The following is a 17,896-nucleotide window of genomic DNA, read 5'->3' on the forward strand; positions in this document are numbered from 1 at the left end:
GGGGCCTACGGTCGGCTGACATCCTACGTCCGATGTCCAATGTCCAGCCAGTGCGAGGTCCCGTGAGCTCAGTGGTGCGCGACCGGCTCGGCCGGTTCGCCTTCGGCGCCGACTACAACCCGGAGCAGTGGCCGGAGCAGATCCAGGACGAGGACATGGCGCTGATGCGCGCGGCCGGGGTGAGCCTGGTGTCGGTGGGCATCTTCAGCTGGGCGGTGGCCGAGCCGGAGCCTGGCCGGTACCAGCTGGACTGGCTGGACCGGGTGCTGGACCGGTTGGCCGCCAACGGGATCGGCGCCTGCCTGGCCACCATGACCGCCTCCCCGCCGCCGTGGCTGGCGCACCGGCACCCGGAGACGCTGCCCCGCCGCGCGGACGGCACCCTGCTCTCCCCCGGCGCGCGGCAGCACTACTGCCCGTCCAGCCCGGTCTACCGCGCCTACGCCGCCGGACTGGTGGAGACGCTGGCCACCCGCTACGCCGATCATCCCGCGCTGGCCATGTGGCACGTCAACAACGAGTACGGCTGCCACGTGCCGGAGTGCTTCTGCGACGTTTCGGCCGCGGCCTTCCGCGACTGGCTGGCCGAGCGCTACCAGGGCATCGACGGGCTCAACGAGGCCTGGTCCACCACGTTCTGGTCGCAGCGCTACCACGAGCTGGCCGAGGTGCGCCCGCCGCGCACCGCGCCGACCTTCCCGAACCCGGCGCAGGTGCTGGACTACAAGCGGTTCTCCTCACACGCCCTGCTGGAGTGTTTCCTGCTGGAGAAGGAGATCCTGCGCCGGGTCACCCCCGGGGTGCCGGTGACCACGAACTTCGTCGGTGCCTGGCACCGGATCGACGTGGCCTCCTGGGCGCCGCACCTGGACGTGGTCTCCTACGACTCCTACCCCGACCCGCACGACCCGGACACCGTGGCGCAGGCCGCTTTCGCCTACGACCGGATGCGCGCGCTGCACGGGAAACCGTGGCTGCTGCTGGAACAGGCGCCCAGCGCGGTGAACTGGCGCACCCGCAACGCGCCCAAGGCGCCCGGCCAGATGCGGCTGTGGAGCTACCAGGCGGTGGCCAGGGGCGCGGACGCGGTGATGTACTTCCAGTGGCGGCAGTCCCGCGGCGGCGCGGAACGCTTCCACTCCGCGATGGTGCCGCACGCCGGCCCGAGCGCCCGCGCGCACCTGGAGACCGCCGCGCTCGGCGCGGAGCTGGCCCGGCTGGAACCGTTGCTGGGCAGCGGAACCGACGCTTCGGTGGCGTTGCTGGCGGACTGGTGCAGCGGCTGGGCGGTGCAGGGCAGCGCGCTGCCCTCGGCCGACTTGTCCTTCGAGGACGCCAACCTGGCCCACTACCGTCCACTGTGGACAGCGGGGATCGCGGTGGACGTGGTGTCCACGCAGGCTGACCTGAGCCGCTACCGGCTGCTCGTGGTGCCCAACCTCTACCTGGTGGACGAGCCGGTGGCCGCCCGGCTGGTGGCGTACGTGCGCGCGGGCGGGCACCTGGTGCTGTCCTTCTTCTCCGGCATCGTGGACAGCGCGGACCGGGTGCACCTTGGCGGCTACCCCGGCCCGTTCCGCGAGCTGCTCGGTCTCACCGTGGCGGAGTTCTGGCCGCTGCCCGCCGACGGTGTGATCGCGCTGGAGTCCGGTGGCACCGGGCGGATCTGGTCGGAGTGGATCACCCCGGTGGGCGCGGAGGTGCTGGACCGCTTCGCCGAGGGCGAGCTGGCCGGACTCCCGGCGATCACCCGGCACGCCTTCGGCGCGGGGGTGGCGACCTACCTGGGCACCCGGCCGGATGAGGCCGGTATGGCGGAGGTGCTCGGCCGGGCACTGGCCGAGGCCGGTGTCGAACCGGTGCTGGCCGGGTTGCCGGCGGGCGTGGAGGCAGCCGAGCGCCGTGGTGACCAGCGGTGGCTGTTCCTGTTGAACCACAACACTTCCGAGGTGACCGTGCCGGTGCCCGAGGGCGCGGTGGACGCCCTGACCGGCGAGCCGCTCGCCACAGCGGAACGGCTCGCCGGTCGCGGTGTGCTGGTGGCGCGGCTGCCGTTGGCCTGAAGCTGCCACCGGCTGGATCGGCCCCGCGGCTCGCCCCACCCTGGACCGGTCGGGGAGTTGACGCTGGGGGAGGGACGGTCCAGTGGCCGGTTGGTGGAGGTGGCTGCTCGCGGTCGCCCCGGACGGCACCGCCTACCCGGGCCTGGAGTCCTTCGCCGAGGACTCCGCGCTGCTCGAACCCGGCACCCACCGGCTCCGCCGATCCGGCGAGGACCCCCTTGCGCCACCTGGCTGAGGCGCGCCGGCCGGGCAGCGCCTCAGGCCACCGCCAGCACCCGCTGCCGGGCCGCCTGCAGCTCCCGCCCGGGCGGAATCTGCAGCTCCTCCCACAGCAGCCCCTTGATCTGCCGGTACGCCGCGAGCGCGTCCGCCCGCCGCCCGGCCCGCTCCAGCGTGCTCACCAGCCGCGCCCACACCTGCTCGTCGTAGGGCTGCGCGGCCACCGACTGACGCAGCACCACCACCGCCTCCGGATAGCGCTTCCTGGCCAGCAGCGCGGTCACCAGAGCGGAGCGGCCGCGGTCCCGCAGCTCGGTCAGCCGGGTCTGCTCGGCCAGCGCGCACATGCCCAGGGAGCTGAACGGGGTGCCCCGCCACAGTCGCAGCGCGGTGTCCAACCCGGTGGCGGCGGCGTCGTGGTCGCCGTCGGCCATCGCCCGGTGGCCTGCCGCGAGCAGGGTCTCGAACTCGGTGACGTCCAGGATGGCGTGGCCGGGGTTGAGCCGGTAGGCGCCGCGGATGCTGTCGATGCTCAACGCGCCGAGCGGGACGAGCCGCTTGCGCCACTGGCAGACGAACGCGCGCAGGTTGACCGGTGCCGAGGGCGGCGGCCGGTCGCCCCACAGGGTCTCTACCAAGCGGTCGGTGGGGCACCATTGGCCGCGCCAGAGCGCCAGCGCGGTCAGCAGGGTCTGCGGGCGGGCGGAGAGCAGCGGCAGCGGCCGGTCCGCGTGCCACAGCTCCAGGTGGCCGAACAGCCGGAGCACGGTCTTGTCCATGTGGGCCCTTCCTCCATCGGGGCCCTCACCTTGCGCGGACGGGGTACAGCAGGCGTTCAGGGAGAGTTCTGCCGGGCACCAGAGGTGTCCGGAGCACTACTGGTAGTCACGGTGCGGGTCTGGCAAGCTCTGACCGCGAGGTCAGCGAGGGGGCGGGTGTGCTGTTCAGGGTGTTCGGGGTGCTGGAGGTGCACGGGCCGGACGGGGTGCTGGAGTTCGCCGCGGACAAGCCCCGCCGGATGCTCTCCGCCCTGCTGCTGCACGCCAACCGCTGGGTGCCCGACCACGAGCTGGTCGAGACGATCTGGCCGGCCGGCGCGCCGGTGTCGGCGGCGGGCAACGTGAAGACCTACGCCAGCCAGGTGCGCAAGCTGCTCGCCCCGTTCGACACCCAGGCCGGCCGGCTGGAACGGCGGCCGGGGGCCTACCGGCTCACCGTGGCCCGCGCCGAGCTGGACACCATGGTCTTCGAGGACCGGATCGGCCAGGCGGAGGCCGTGCTCGGCGCGGACCCGGCGCGGGCCGCCGAGCTGGTCACCGAGGCGCTGGCGCTGTGGCGCGGCGAGCCGTTCGAGTCCCTCGCGGTGGAGGCGGCCGGGGTCGAGCTGGCCCGGCTGACCGAGCTGCGCTGGTCGGCCCGGCACACCCTGGCCGACGCGCTGGTCGCGGCGGGCAGGCACCGCGAGGCGATCGGCCTGCTGCGCGCGATGACCACCGAGGACCCGCTCAAGGAACCGACCTGGCTGCGCCTGCTGGCCGCGCTGGACGCCGACGGCAGGCGGGCCGAGGCGCTGCTGGCCTACCAGGAGGCGCGCCGGGCCATCGTGACCGAGCTGGGTATCGAGCCGGGGGCGGCCCTGCGCGAGGCGTACCAGCGGGTGCTGGTGACCGACCCGCCCACCGCGCCGGACCGGCAGGCCGCCACCCCGCCACCCGAGCGACCCGCCGCCGCCACGCAAGCTCCCGCCAGCCCCGCCAGCCCCGCCGCCCCAGCCACTCCCGCCGCCCAGCCATCCGAGCCACCACCCTCGCCTGCCAGGTCCCGGCTACGGCGGTCGCGGTGGATCGTGGCCGCCTCGCTCGCACTGACCGCGGTGCTGGCCGCGGGCGTGGTGACCGCGATCCGCTGGTGGCCGGACAACTCTGCCGAGCCGGTCACGGCCGCGGAACGGTTCGGCTGGGGCCAGCCGCTGCACGCCGCGGAGTTCCGCACCGGCCTGGACGACGGCTGGACCGCGGCGGGACCCCGGCCGGGGCAGCACAACCGGGGCAGGAAGATCCCCGAGCGGGTCAGCGTGCGCGACGACGTGCTGACCATCACCGGCGACGCCAACGGCGACACCGGATACATCAGCCGCGACGAGGGTTCCTTCCGCACCCGCTGGGAGGCGCGGGTGCGGCTGCCGCCGGGCTGCGCCTGCTACCGGCCGCTGCTCACCCTGTGGCCGGTCAAGGAAGACTTCCCGGCGGGCGGCGAGATCGTCTTTCTGGAGGTGTTCGACCCGGAGCGGCAGACCGCGCACTTCTTCCTGGCCGATGAGAACACCAAGGACAACCGGTACACCGAGTCGCGCGCGGTCGACATGACGAAGTGGAACCACTTCGCGGTCGAGTGGACCGAGAACGAGCTCACCGGCTACATCAACGGCGAGAAGTGGTTCCACACCGCGCAGCGGGACAAGCTGCCGCCGGGGCCGATGCGCCCGACCATCAAGCTGGACGCGACCATGACCACCGAGTTCCGGCCGGCCACCATGGAGGTGGACTGGATTCGCGAGTACCGGACCTAGCCGAGCTGGGTGAAGGTGATCGTCTCGTACGGTCCACGCGCTCCGGTCTCGTACAGCAGTCCGATGGTGGATCCGTTGAGCCGCACCAGGTCCGAGTAGGCGGCCGGGGCTTCGGAGACCCGGTGCAGCTGCCACCAGGTCCGGCCCTGGTCGGTGCTGGCCCGGACTGACATCGCCCGGCGGGCGGCCGGGTCGGCGGGTCCGGAGTACAGCAGCAGACCGGGATCCGCCGTCTGCAGCACGCTGCCTTGCACCCTGGGCCCCTCGATCGTCCTTTGTGGACGGTAGGGCGAGCTGAGGGTACGGCCGCCGTCGGCGCTGACCGCGTCCAGCCTGCCCGCGAGTGTGCCCTGGTTGCGGCTGGAGAAGTACAGGCGGCCGTCCGGCAGCTGGGCGACGGTGGTCTCGTTGGCCGCGATCCCGGTGTCGGCGCGGTCCTCGGTGAAGCCGATCCGCCAGGTGCGGCCGCCGTCGTCGCTGAGCAGGGCGTGCCCGCCGTGGTACTTCTGCTCGGCCCCGGTGTCCGCCGAACCGGGCGGTGGCGCGCTGGAGTGGTTGGCGGGCACCACGATCCGGCCCTGCCGGGTGGTGATCGCGTGGCCGGGGCCGGTGGCGTACCAGCGCCAGTCCGGCTTCTTCGCCGTCGAGGTGATCTCCCGTTCCGGCGTCCAGGTGCGGCCGTTGTCCTTGCTGCGCTGGAGGAACACCCGCCGGGTGTCCGCCGGGGACACCGCGCCGGTCATGATCTCCCGTTCGGTGACCGGGCCGTTGCGGGTGGTCAGCAGCAGGACCTCGCCGCCGGGCAGCACCACCGGGGCCGGGTTGCCCGCGGTGGCCTCGCCGTTGCGGGAGACCACCGACAGCGGTCCCCAGGTGCAGCCACCGTCGCTGGAGCGGCGCAGCACCACGTGGATCGCGCCGGTGTCGCCTGCGGAGTGCACCCGGCCCTCGGCGAAGGCCAGCACCTCGCCGGAACCGGCCCGCACCACCGCCGGGATGCGGAAGGTGTGGTAGCCCTCGGTGCCGGAGCTGTAGGGCACCGAGGTGCAGGGCGTGCGCTGGATGGTGTCCAGGGGCAGCCGGAGCACCTGGCCGTCCGGTAGGTCGGCGTTGCCGGTCCGGAGGCGGTCCAGTTCGGCCTTGGTCAGCGCGCGGGTGTGCAGCCGGACCTCGTCCAGCGCGCCGTCGAAGCGCTGGCTGTGGTCCAGCCGCTGGCCCAGCACCAGCTGGAAGGACACCCGCTGGGTCACCGAGCCCGCCACCGCAGCGGCCGAACCGGCCTGCACGCCGTCCACCCAGAGCAGCAGCCGCCCCGCCGATCGTTGCAGCGCAACGTGGTGCCATTGGTTGTCGTCGTAGGCCTTGGTGGTGGCCACCGAGCTGCTGCCGCTGGGCGTGGTGATCCGGGCGATCAGCCGCTGGTTCGCCGGTTCGGCGCGCAGCCACAGCTGCGGCGCGGTCTCCCCCATGCCGCCCAGCCACAGCAGGACCTGCTCGCGCTGGGTCCCGCCGTAGCGGAACCAGGTGCTGAAGGTGAGCTCGCCGTCGCCGGGCAGCCGGGCCCGGTCGTAGGGCACCCGCAGGAAGTCGTCCGCACCGTCGAGCTCCAGGGCCTTGCCGAACCGGCCGGAGGTCAGCGCGGGACCGCCGATCGCGTTGGCGTCCTTGTGGATCCGGGAGGTGTCGGGGGTGGCCGGACCGGGCGGGTTGCGCCAGCCGAGGTCGTCCTCGGTGAAGCGGGTGAACCGGATCTCGTCCCTGGCGTCGACCTTGCCGCCCTCGTACAGCAGCCCGATCCGGGCGCTGGGCACGGACGGATCGCTGAGCTGCACCAGGTCGGAGTAGCCGGACCAGTCCGAGGTGATCCGGGTGCCCTGCTCGGCGTTCTCCCAGCTGCGGCCGTGGTCGTAGGAGGAGCGGATGGTCATCCAGCGGCGACGGTCGGTGTCGGCGGGTGCGGAGAACAGCAGCCGGTCCGGGCGGCCGGTGCGTTCCAGTCGCAGCACCGCGCCCTGCACGGTGGGCATGACCAGGTCCGGGATGGCCTGGAACCGCTGGCTGAAGGTGTTGCCGCCGTCCTTGCTGATCGCGAAGCTGTGGTTGCCGACCGCGCTGCCGCCCTGCTCGCGGGCCCCGGCGTAGACCGAGCCGTCGGCGAGCTCGGTGACGGTGAGTTCCTGTGGTTTCAACGGGAACGGCCCGCCGGGCGGGAACGTGATGCTGTCCACCGCGCCGACCTGCCAGGTCTTGCCGTGGTCGTCGCTGTAGACCAGCGCGGCCTCGTTGGCCACCGACTTGCTGCTGCCGCGGTCGCTGCTCTCCCCGCACACGCCGAAGACCAGGCGTCCCTTGTGCGGGCCGCGGGTCAGCTGGATGCCGTGGCCGGGGCCGGTGGCGTACCAGTAGTCCCAGGCGGGCAGCTTGACCTGGGCGCTCAGCTCCACCGGCGCGGACCAGGTGAGGCCGTCGTCGTCGCTGTGCTGCACGTGCGGGGTGCGCTTGCACGGCACGTCACAGGGTTTGTCGTCGGTGCGGCCCTTGTTGTAGCTGGTGAACAGGAAGATCCGGCCGGTGTCGTGGTCCACGATCGGCACCGGGTTGCCGTGGGTGTCCCCCTTGCCCTCGTTGACCAGTCGCAGCGGCGACCAGGTCTGCCCGCCGTCGGTGGAGCGTTTGAGCACCACGTCGATGTCGCCGGTGTCCCCGCAGTTGAGCACCCGGCCCTCGGCGAAGGCCAGCAGCGAGCCCTGCGCGGTGCGCACCACCGCCGGGATGCGGAAGCAGTGGTAGCCGTTTTCGTTGGCGGCCTTGAACACCGCCTGCTCGACCGGTTGCGCGGCCGCGCCCGGTGCGGTCAGTCCGGCCAGGAGCAGGAGTAACAGGGAGAACAGCGCTGTCACGCGCACGGCGGGTTTCCTCTCGGCTCACAGCTCCGGGTGGACACAGCGATAGGTGTGCTCGCCGAGGACGGTGAGCGGGGGCAGTTCGGCGGCGCACTCGGCGGTGGCCTTCCAGCAGCGGGTGCGGAAGTTGCAGCCGCTGGGCGGGTTGGTGGCCGAGGGCACGGGTCCATTGAGGACGATCGGCTCGACGGCGTGCCGCAGGCTCGGCGTGGCCGAGAACAGCGCGCGCATGTAGGGGTGGCGGGCGGCGGCGGGCACCGCGGCGGCCGGGGCGCGTTCCACGATCCGGCCCAGGTACATGGTGACGATGTGGTCGCTCATCCGCTGCACGGTCTGGATGTCGTGCGAGACGAACACCATGGCCAGGCCGAGCCGTTCGCGCAGTTCCACCAGCAGGTTGAGGATCTGCGCGCGCACGGAGACGTCCAGCGCCGAGGTCGGCTCGTCGGCGACCAGCAGCGCGGGCCGCAGGGCCAGTGCCCGCGCGATGGCCACCCGCTGCCGCTGCCCGCCGGAGAGCTGGCCGGGCACCGCGTCCGCCACGCTGCCGGGCAGGCCCACCAACGACATCAGCTCGCGTACCCGGTCGGCGCGTTCGGCCGGGGTGCCTTCGCGGTGCACGTCCAGCGGATCGCGAATGATCTTGGCGATGGGCAGGCGGCGGTTGAGCGCGGTGGCCGGGTCCTGGAAGATCATGCCCACATCGCGGCCGAACCGGCTGGCGCGCGCGGTCGCGGTCATCTGCCACAGCGACTCGCCGCGGTAGCGCACGGTGCCCTGGGTGGGCCGTTGCAGGCCGACGATCACCTTGGCCAGCGTGGATTTTCCGCAGCCGGACTCGCCGACCACGCCGATGGTCTGCCCGGCGGCCAGGGTGAGGCTGGCGTCGGTGAGCGCGTAGACGTGGTCGTGGCCGAACAGCCGGGCGGCGCGGATCCGGTACACCACATGGACGCCGTGGAGTTCCAGCAGGCTCATCGCGCCTCCAGCAGCTCGGTCCGCTCCGCCGGGAAGTGGCAGGCGATGAGGTGGTCCGCCTGGTCACCGATCCGCTCCGGCGGTTCCCGGTGGCAGACCGCGCGGGCGGCCGGGCAGCGGTCGGCGAAGCGGCAGCCGGGCGCGAAGTCGGCCGGCGAGGGCACCACACCCTTGATCTGGGTCAGTGTTTCCCGTTTGTCCTCAAGGGAAAGCACCGCGGAGAGCAGGCCGCGGGTGTAGTGGTGCCGCGGCGAGCCGACGATCTGCGCGGTCGCGCCGAGCTCGGCGACCTGGCCGCCGTACATCACCACCACCCGGTCGGCGATCTCGGAGACCAGCGCGAGGTCGTGGGAGACCAGGATCAGCGCGAAGCCCAGTTCGGCCTGCAACCGCAGCAGCAGCTGCACGATCTGGGCCTGCACGGTGACATCCAGCGCGGTGGTCGGTTCATCGGCCACGATCACCCCTGGGCTGCGGGAGAGCGCCATCGCGATGAGCACCCGCTGCCGCTGCCCGCCGGAGAGCTCGTGCGGGTACGCGCGCAGTGTCCTTTGTGGATCGAGGTTGACCAGTTCGAGCAGCTCGGCCGGGGTGCGGGTGCCGCCGCGGCGGGTGAACTGCTTGAGCTGGCTGCGAATGGTCATCGCCGGGTTGAGCGAGCTGAGCGCGTCCTGGTAGATCATCGCCAGGTCCTGGCCGAGGTAGCGGCGGCGCTGCCGGGGTGTCAGGGCGAGCAGGTTCTCCCCGGCGAAGCGGATCTCCCCGGAGACCCGGGCGTTGTCCGGCAGCAGGCCCATGACAGCCAGCGAGGTCAATGACTTGCCGCAGCCGGACTCGCCGATCAGGCCGAGCACCTCACCGGCCCGCACCGTGAAGGACACCTCGTCCACCACGTTGACCCCGTTGTGCCGGTCCGGGAAGGAGATCGCCAGCTTCGACACCGCCAGCACCGTCTCCCGGCCCGCCAGGTCGCGGGCACGCCGGTGCAGCCGCTCCCCCGCCTCGCGCAGTCCCTCGATCGGCAGCACCGGCTCGGCACCGGCCGGTTCTTCTTCGCCGGCAACGGCTTTCGCCGCCTGACCGGCCTGCGCGCGCCGGGCCGAGGGGGTGGCCCAGGCATCCGAGATGCCCTCGGAGAGCACGTTCAGCGCGAGCACGGTGACCAGGATGAGCAGGCCGGGGAACAGGGTGGCCCACCAGCCGCCGGTGAGCACCAGGTCCTTGCCGTTGGCCAGCACCGAGCCCCAGGACGGGTCCGGTTGCTGGATGCCCGCGCCGATGAAGGACAGCGAGGCCTCGAACACGATCGCGTCGGCCACCATCACCGTGCAGAACACCAGCACCGGCGCGGCGCAGTTGACCGCGACGTGCTTGAGCAGGATGTAGGCCCGGCGCGCGCCGATGATCCGTTCCGCGGCCACGTAGTCCTCGCGGTACTGGGCCAGCACGTTGGCCCGCACCACCCGCGCCACCGAGGGCGTGTTCAGGAAGGCGATGGCCAGGACCAGCACCTCGATGCCGCGGCCGAACACCGCGACCAGCACCGCGGCCAGCGCGATGCCGGGGAAGGCCATCACCACGTCGAGGATGCGCATCGCGGTCTCGTCCAGCGCGCGCCGCGAGGTGGCGGTGATCGCGCCGATCACCGCACCGGCCACCAGGGCCAGCGCGGTGGCGCCGAGGCCGATGGCCAGCGACCAGCGGGCGCCGTGCAGCAGCCGGGCGAAGATGTCCCGCCCCGCGGAGTCGGTGCCGAACCAGTGTTCCGCGCTCGGTCCAGCCACTGCCGCGCCGGTCAGGTAGGGGTCCCCGGCGAACAGCGGGGCGAGCAGGGCCAGCAGTGCCAACAGGACCAGCACCGCGAGGGCGAGCAGGGACGGGAGCTTGAGGCGGCGCGTCACGAGTGGCTCCGCAGACGTGGGTTGGCGATCAGGTAGAGGATGTCGACGATCAGGTTGACCAGCACGAAGCCCAGCGCGATCGTGATCACGAAGCCCTGCACCTTCGCGGTGTCGCCGTCGGTGACCGCCTGGATCATGTTCTGTCCCATGCCCGGCAGCGCGAACATGGTCTCGATGACCACCGCGCCGCCGAGCAGGTAGCCCAGCCGCAGGCCGAGCACGGTGAGCGGGGTGACCATCGCGTTGCGCAACACGTTGCGCCCCACCACGACCACCGGCGGCAGCCCGCCGCCTCGAGCGGTGCGCACGTAGTCCTTGTCCAGCTCCTCCACCATCGAGGTGCGGATGATCCTGGTCAGCTGGGCGGCCACCGGCAGCGCCAGGGACACCGCGGGCAGCGCCATCGAGTTGAGCCAGCCGCCGAGGGAGTCGGCCGGGCTGATGTAGCCACTGGTGGGGAACAATCCCTGCCCGACGGCCAGCCACTGCACCAGCAGCAGCGCGATCCAGAACGCGGGCGCGGCCACCCCGGCCAGCGTGACCAGCCGGATCAGCTGGTCCGGCCAGCGGTCCCGGAACAGCGCCGAAACCACGCCCAGCGGCACCGCCAGCAGCAGGCTGATGACCAGGCCCAGCAAGGTGAGTTGCACGGTGAGCGGCAGCGCGGTGGTGATGGTCTCGGCCACCGACTGCTTGGTGATCAGGCTGGTGCCGAAGTCACCGTGCAGCAGTAGCCAGACGAAGCGCAGGTACTGCACCGGCAACGGGTCCAGCAGCCCGTTCTCCCGCCGGAACCGCTCCAGCTGCTCCGGGGTCGCGTTGGCCCCGTCGAAGGCGGCCAGCGCCGGGTCCACCGGGGAGAAGCGCATCACCACGAACACGAACAGGGTCACCCCGAGCAGCAGCGGCACCAGCGCCAGCAGTCGCCCGAGCAGCATCCGCAGCACGATCAAGGAGGCCTCCGCTCAGCCGGTCGGCTTGGCCTGGTTGAGGTTGAGCCCCGGGTAGCCCTGGGCGCGGACGCCGCCGAGGGCCCGGGGATCCCACGCGGTCCCGTTCTGGGTGAAGACGATCGGGTACACCACGGCCTGGTCGGCGAGCAGGTCCAGCGCCTGCTTGACCAGCGCCGCGCGCTCGCCGTCCGCGCCGGTGGCCGAGGCCCGGTCGAGCAGCCGCGACAGCTCCTGCGCCTGCGGCCCCTTCCACTTGGCGTACTTGGGGGCCACGCCCGATCCCGCGTAGTAGTAGCGGATGAGCAGATCGGGGTCGTTGCCGAACTGCTCGGCGTTCTGCGTGGTGGCCACCACCTGGAAGTCCGTGCCGCTGTCCAGCTTGGAGAACAGCGCCTTGGTGTCCTGTGCGTCCACTGTGGACTGCACGCCGATGGCGTCCCAGCCCTCCTTGAGCACGTTGACGCAGTCGGCGACCAGGGTGGTGTTGGTGGTGAGCAGGGTGATCCGCAGGTCGCTGACCCCGGCCTGCCGCAACAGTTCCCGCGCCTTCTCCGGGTTGTAGCCCAGGTCGTTGGCGGCGGGCTGGGTGACGAGCTTGGGGTTGATGAAGGAGGTGCCCGCGGTGCCCTTGCCCCGCAGGCCGACCTCGATCATCTTCTTCTTGTCGATGGCGTGGTGCAGGGCCTGGCGCACCAGCTTGTTGTCAAACGGCGGCCGCGCGGTGTTGAACATCAGCCACAGGTTGTTGCCGCCGTCGGCGAACTCCACCGTGCGCCCGTCCGCGCGCAGCTGGTCGGCGTTGGCCGCCGGGATGTTCTCCACGATCTGCACCGCGGGCCGGGCCCCGGAGATCTTGGCCACCCGGGGCGCGGCCTCCACGATGGAGTTCCACAGCATCCGGCGGTACACCGCGGGCCGCGGCCCGTTGTAGGCGTCGAAGCGCTCGAACCTGGTGTGCGACAACGGGGCCTGCTCCACCACCCGGTACGGCCCCGACCCCACCACCTTGCCGGCCACCGCGTCCTGCCACCGGCCCTCGAAGACGTGCCTGGGCACGATCTTCACCGTCTGGATCCGTTGCAGCGCATAGTGGAACGGCCCGGCCAGCAGGAACTCCACCGAGTGCTCCCCGGTCTTGCGGACCTCCGTCAGCCAGGGCGTGAGAAAGGTCCGGACCAGCACGTTCTCCGCTGGATCCAGCGCCCTGGCATAGGTGAACACGACGTCGTCGGCGGTCACCGGCCGCCCGTCGTGCCACTGCGCGCCCGCCCGCAGCTCGAAGGCGAGCCGGGTGCCGGTGGCCTCGGGCAATGCCCTGGCCAGCCCCGGATACGGCTCACGGGTGAGCGGATCGCCCTCCACCAGCGCCTCGTAGCAGTGCAGCATCGCGGCCATGGCGAAGGCCGAGGCGGTCTGCAACGGGTCCCAGGTCTGGTTGTTGCCGTAGCCCACCACCGCGGTCAGCGACTCCTTGGTGTCGCCGGTGGAGTTGGTCGAGGCGGGCCCGCCACAAGCGCCCAGCGTCGAGGAGAAGGCCGCGGCCGCGCCGGCGAGTCCGGTGAGGCGCAACAGATCCCGCCGGCTCAACGGCTGACCGGATCCGAACCGAGTCGTGGACACCCGGCCTCCTCTGCTCTGAGATAGGACGTCCCATGTCCAATGACTGGGCAACCATAGGGCGCGGCCCCTGGCCGGTCAAGGTTTCCGGGCAGTGCCCAGGTTGACCAGCAGTCCCACCCCGGTGACCGCCGCGGCGACAAGTCCCAGCCGGGCCGGGGTGAGCTGCTCCTGGAGCAGTCCGCCCACCGCGCCGCCCAGTGCCACGCCCAGGTAGATGGCGGAGTTGTTCAGTCCCAGCAACAGGGCCGAGGCGCTGGGCGCGCGCTCGACGAACCGGCTCTGCTGCGGCACCACCGGCAGCGACACGCACACACCCCAGCCCACCGCCCAGACCACGGCGACCACCAGGTCGTGCACGGCCAGCGGACTCAGCGCGAGCAACACGCCCGCCCCGGCCAGGCCGCCGGTGACCACGTGCCGCGGCGGGTAGCGGTCGGCGAGCCGGCCGGCCACGGTGTTGCCGACCATGTTGCCCACCCCCCAGGCCAGCAGCACCACGGTCAGCGCGGTGGCCGAGCCGCCGGTGGCGCCGACCAGCGCCGGGGAGATGTAGGTGTAGAGCACGTGCGTGCCGGCCAGGGTCAGCGTGGTGACCGCGAGCAGGCCGAACACCCACGGTTCGCGCAGCGGAGCCAGCCGGGTGCGCAACCGGTCGGCGGGCAGCGCGATCGGCGGCAGCGACCGGGCCACGCCGAGTGCGGCCAGCACGCCGAGGCCGGCCACCGCCCACAGGGTCAGCCGCCAGTCCGCGCCGCCGATCAGGGTGCCCGCGGGCAGCCCGAAGGCGATGGCCAGGGTCAGCCCGCCCATCACCACCGCCAGCGCCCGGCCGCGGCGTTCCGGCGGGGCGATCGCGGCCGCGGCGCTGAACGCGGCCGCTCCGATCAGCCCGGCCCCGACCGCGGTGAGCACCCTGGCCAGCAGCACGGTCAGGTAGTCGGGGCCGAGCGCGGTGGCGATGTTGCCCACGGTGAACACCGCCAGCGCCAGCAGCAGCGCCTTTCGCCGGTCCAGCCCGCTGGTCAGCGCGCCCAGCACCGGCGCGGACACCGCGAAGGCCAGCGCGAACCCGGTGACCAGCTGCCCGGCCGCGGCCAGGCCGACCTGGAGGTCGGCGGCGATCTGCGGCAGCAGCCCGGCGATGATGAAGCCGTCGGTGCCCACCGCGAACAGCGCGGTCGCCAGCGGCAGCAGCTGGGCGAACAGCGGTTTCTGCTTGTCCAAGTCCTCACGTCCTTCTTCGGTGTGCCTGCCCGGCCACCCTGCGCGCCGCGACTTGCCAACCGCTGTCCACTCGCTGTCCGCGGGTACGGTGGGCAGGTGCGGTTCGGGGTGCTGGGTCCACTCGCGGTGTGGACCGCCGAGGGCACACCTGTCCCGGTCCCCGGCCCCGAGGTGCGCGCCCTGCTGGCCGCGCTGCTGGCCCGCGAGGGCGCGTGGACACCGGTGCCCACGCTGATCGACGACCTGTGGCAGGCGGAGCTCCCGGCGAACCCGGTCAACGCCCTGCAGATCCGCGTCTCCCGCCTGCGCCGCGCCCTGGACGCCGCCGAACCGGGCGCCCGCACCCTGATCGAGTACCGCGCGGACAGCTACCGCCTGCGGGCCGCCACCGACGCCGCCGAGTTCCAGGCCCTGCTCCGCCGCGCGCACACCGCCGCCCCGCATCCCCGCGCCGCCCACCTGACCGAGGCCCTGGCCCGGTGGCGCGGCCCGGCCCTGCCCGAGTTCGCTGAGGCCCCCTTCGCCGCCCCGGTGCGCCAGCGCTGGCAGGAGCTACAACTGACCGCCGTCGCCGACCTCGCCGAAGCCCGCCTCGCCCTCGGCGAGCAGCACACCGTGCTGGCCGAGCTCGCCGAGTGGGTGCGCCGCCACCCGACCCACGAACGCCTGCGCGCCGGCCACTTGCGGGCCCTGTACCTGGCCGGCCGCCAGCCCGAGGCCCTGGCCGGTTACGCCGAGTTCCGCGCCCACCTGGCCGCCGACCAGGGCCTGGACCCCAGCCCGGCGCTGACCGCCCTGCACCGGTCGATCCTCACCAGGGACCCGGCCCTGACCCCCGAGCCGGTCCGCCACCCCGGCAACCTGCCTGCCCCGGTCACCGAGCTGATCGGCCGCGAGACCAACCTCGCCGGCCTGCGCAAAGCCCTCGCCAGCGCCCGCCTGGTCACCCTCACCGGCCCCGGCGGCGTGGGCAAGACCCGCCTGGCCCTGGCCGCCGCGGCCGAACACACCGAACCCGACGGCGCCTGGCTGGTCGAGCTCGCCGGGGTGCGCGCCGCCGACCCCCTGGCCGAGGCGGTGATGACCGTGCTCGGCATCCGGGAGAACACCATGCTCGGCCCCATCCCCGCCGCCGACCCCCTGGACCACCACCACCGCCTCACCGCCTACCTGGCAGGCAAACGACTCCTGCTCCTGCTGGACAACTGCGAACACCTCGCCAACGAGGTCGCCACCCTCTCCCGCACCCTCCTGCACGCCGCCCCCGGCCTGCGCATCCTCACCACCAGCCGCGAACCCCTGTCCACCCCCGGCGAACTGGTCCACCCGGTCACCCCCCTCGACCTCCCCACCGACCACGAGGACCCGCTCCAGTCCAGCGCCGTCCGCCTGTTCCACGCCCGAGCCCAAGACGCCGACCCCGCCTTCACCCTCACCCCGGCGAACACCCCCGCCGTCACCACCCTGGTCCGCGACCTGGACGGTCTCCCCCTGGCCCTGGAACTAGCCGCTGCCAAGATCCGCTCCCTCGGCGTGCAGCAGCTCGCCGCCCGCCTGGACGACCGCTTCCGCCTGCTCGCCACCGGAAACCGCGGCGCCCCAGCCCGCCAGCGCACCCTGCACGCGTTGCTGGACTGGAGCTGGGACCTGCTCACCGGTCCGGAACGAGTGGTGCTGCGCCGCCTGGCGGTGCTCGACGGCGGCACCCTGACCGCGATTGAAGCGATCTGCGCCGACACTCCGCCACCAGGGGCCGCGGCGACCCGCGCCGAACCCGCACCACCGGGGACCGAAGCCTCTGGTCCCGGCCCGGCCATCGCGGCGCACGAGGTCGCCAAGGTGCCCGGTCCGGGGCCGGCCGTTCCGGCGCGTGACGTCGCCGAGGTGCTCTCCCGCCTCGTCGACCGCTCGATGGTCACCGTGGTCGACGGCGGCGCGCGCTACCGCCTGCTGCACACCGTCGCCGCCTACGCCCGCGCCCGCCTGATCGACTCCGGCGAGGCGGAAGCCGTGCGCGCCAGGCACTCCCACCACTACCTCACCCTGGCCGAGACCACCCCCAGCGCCGACCTGACCACCCTGGACGCCGAACGCGGCAACTTCCAGTGCGCCCTGGACACCGCCGTCGCCCAGCAGCACGCCGCCCACGCCCTGCGCCTGGCCGACGCCCTGACCTGGTACTGGCTGCGGCGCGGTCGCGTGCGCCAGGCCGCCCGCTGGTGCGCCGACGCGCTCGCGCTGCCCGGCCCGCCCTCGGCCGCGCGGGCGCGGGTGCGCTGCTGGGCCGCGGGCATCGCGATCGTCGCCGACCTCGAACCCGGCCAGGCAGCCAGCGCTCGCACCGCCCTGACCGCCTTCGACGGCCTCGACGACCCGGTGGGCGAGGCCATGGCGCACTGGTTCCTCGGCTACGTCCTGCTGCACTCCGGCGACCTGGACACCAGCGAGGAACTGGCCGCCCGCGCCGCGACCGCCTTCCGCGCCCTCGGCCACTCCTGGGGCCTGGCCGTCACCACCTGCGTGCAGGCCAACCACGCCCTGACCCGGGGCGACCTGACCACCGCGCACACCCATGCCGAAGCCGCGGTCGCCCTGTTCCGCGCGGCCGGCGACCGCGGTGGTGAACTGCTCACCACCTACCCGCGCGCCACCCTCGCCGAACTGCACGGCGACCACGACCTGGCCGAGCGGCTCCACCGCGACGGCCTCACCCTGGCCGAAGACCTCGGCATGTGGGCCGAGGCCGCCGACCGCCTGTGCGGCCTCGGCCGCATCGCGCTGCTGCGCGGCGACCACCACACCGCCCGCGACCTGCTCACCAGGGCAGGTGAACTGGCCACCGAACGCGGCTTCAAACCCGGCCAGGTGCACGTCGCCCTCACCCAGGGCCAGCTCGCCCGCCGCATCGGCGACTTCGCCGAGGCCGAACGCCACCTCAGCCAAGCCGCCGCCTGGTACCGCCGCACCGGCCGCGCCCCCGGCTACACCACCGTCCTCACCGAACTGGGCCACCTGGCCAACCACCAGGGCGACCCCGCCCAAGCCAGAACCCACCACACCGAAGCCCTGACCTTCGCCCGCCACCTGGGCAACCCGCACGCCGAAGCCACCGCCCTGGAAGGCCTGGCAGCCACCCACCTCCCGCACGCCCCAACGGAATCCGCCCGTTTGCTGGGCGCGGCCCACCGCTTGCGCGAGAGCACCGGCACTCCGCTCGCCGACCGGAGCGACCTGGACCGGGTCACCGCGGCGACCCGGGATGCCTTGGGAGAGCAGGCATTCGCGCTCGCGTTCAGCAACGGTTCCGCCGCGCCCGCGCCGAGCTGAGCGACCCTTCCCGGGTCAGCAGGCGAACAGGTCCGGCGGCCAGCGACACACTGGCTCCGGAGGCCAGCGGCACACCAGCTCCGGCGGCCACTCACGGTGCGGTCGTTCTCCAGCCCGGCTGCACCCCTCATTCTACGGC

11 protein-coding genes are annotated in these 17,896 nt (G+C 73.0%); 4 read left to right on the forward strand and 7 right to left on the reverse strand.

Annotated features, from left to right (window positions below; translation table 11 throughout):
* The first annotated feature begins 62 nt into the window (after positions 1–62).
* On the forward strand, positions 63–2,063 hold the full coding sequence (locus tag ACWDY5_RS09335) for a beta-galactosidase (RefSeq protein ID WP_449721780.1): 2,001 nt from the start codon (positions 63–65) through the stop codon (positions 2,061–2,063).
* An 82-nt stretch (positions 2,064–2,145) separates the two neighbouring features.
* Positions 2,146–2,298 (forward strand): hypothetical protein, encoded by a 153-nt coding sequence (locus ACWDY5_RS09340; RefSeq protein ID WP_449721781.1) that lies wholly within the window; start codon positions 2,146–2,148, stop codon positions 2,296–2,298.
* A gap of 22 nt (positions 2,299–2,320) precedes the next feature.
* Here ACWDY5_RS09340 and ACWDY5_RS09345 read toward each other — a convergent pair whose 3' ends face one another.
* Positions 2,321–3,061: an AfsR/SARP family transcriptional regulator gene (locus ACWDY5_RS09345; RefSeq protein WP_449721782.1), complete on the reverse strand. Its 741-nt coding sequence runs from the start codon at positions 3,059–3,061 to the stop codon at positions 2,321–2,323.
* Positions 3,062–3,219: 158 nt separating this feature from the next.
* Here ACWDY5_RS09345 and ACWDY5_RS09350 point away from each other — a divergent pair, with 158 nt between their 5' ends.
* Positions 3,220–4,851, forward strand: coding sequence for a BTAD domain-containing putative transcriptional regulator (locus tag ACWDY5_RS09350; protein ID WP_449721783.1), 1,632 nt, complete (start codon positions 3,220–3,222; stop codon positions 4,849–4,851).
* Here ACWDY5_RS09350 and ACWDY5_RS09355 read toward each other — a convergent pair.
* The 6 genes from ACWDY5_RS09355 to ACWDY5_RS09380 form a co-directional block, all read right to left on the reverse strand.
* Positions 4,848–7,757 carry an exo-alpha-sialidase gene (locus ACWDY5_RS09355; protein WP_449721784.1) on the reverse strand — a complete coding sequence of 970 codons (2,910 nt, stop codon included), beginning with the start codon at positions 7,755–7,757 and terminating at the stop codon, positions 4,848–4,850. The genes ACWDY5_RS09350 and ACWDY5_RS09355 overlap by 4 nt on opposite strands.
* A gap of 18 nt (positions 7,758–7,775) precedes the next feature.
* Positions 7,776–8,732, reverse strand: a complete 957-nt coding sequence (locus tag ACWDY5_RS09360) for an oligopeptide/dipeptide ABC transporter ATP-binding protein (RefSeq protein WP_449721785.1) — start codon at positions 8,730–8,732, stop codon at positions 7,776–7,778.
* On the reverse strand, positions 8,729–10,633 hold the full coding sequence (locus ACWDY5_RS09365; protein ID WP_449721786.1) for a dipeptide/oligopeptide/nickel ABC transporter permease/ATP-binding protein: 1,905 nt from the start codon (positions 10,631–10,633) through the stop codon (positions 8,729–8,731). Before ACWDY5_RS09365 ends, ACWDY5_RS09360 begins: the two co-directional genes overlap by 4 nt.
* Positions 10,630–11,580: an ABC transporter permease gene (locus ACWDY5_RS09370; RefSeq protein ID WP_449721872.1), complete on the reverse strand. Its 951-nt coding sequence runs from the start codon at positions 11,578–11,580 to the stop codon at positions 10,630–10,632. Before ACWDY5_RS09370 ends, ACWDY5_RS09365 begins: the two co-directional genes overlap by 4 nt.
* Positions 11,581–11,598: 18 nt before the next feature.
* On the reverse strand, positions 11,599–13,206 hold the full coding sequence (locus tag ACWDY5_RS09375; RefSeq protein WP_449721787.1) for an ABC transporter substrate-binding protein: 1,608 nt from the start codon (positions 13,204–13,206) through the stop codon (positions 11,599–11,601).
* 75 nt (positions 13,207–13,281) lie between these two features.
* Positions 13,282–14,430 carry an MFS transporter gene (locus ACWDY5_RS09380; protein WP_449721788.1) on the reverse strand — a complete coding sequence of 383 codons (1,149 nt, stop codon included), beginning with the start codon at positions 14,428–14,430 and terminating at the stop codon, positions 13,282–13,284.
* A gap of 96 nt (positions 14,431–14,526) precedes the next feature.
* Here ACWDY5_RS09380 and ACWDY5_RS09385 point away from each other — a divergent pair, with 96 nt between their 5' ends.
* On the forward strand, positions 14,527–17,757 hold the full coding sequence (locus tag ACWDY5_RS09385; RefSeq protein WP_449721789.1) for an ATP-binding protein: 3,231 nt from the start codon (positions 14,527–14,529) through the stop codon (positions 17,755–17,757).
* Positions 17,758–17,896 lie beyond the last annotated feature (139 nt).

The organism is Crossiella sp. NPDC003009, from assembly GCF_053591555.1.

Coding starts and splice junctions, on each gene's coding strand:
- ACWDY5_RS09345 (WP_449721782.1), bottom strand. CDS start 3,061: ATGGACAAGACCGTGCTCCGGCTGTTCGGCCACCTGGAGCTGTGGCAC.
- ACWDY5_RS09360 (WP_449721785.1), bottom strand. CDS start 8,732: ATGAGCCTGCTGGAACTCCACGGCGTCCATGTGGTGTACCGGATCCGC.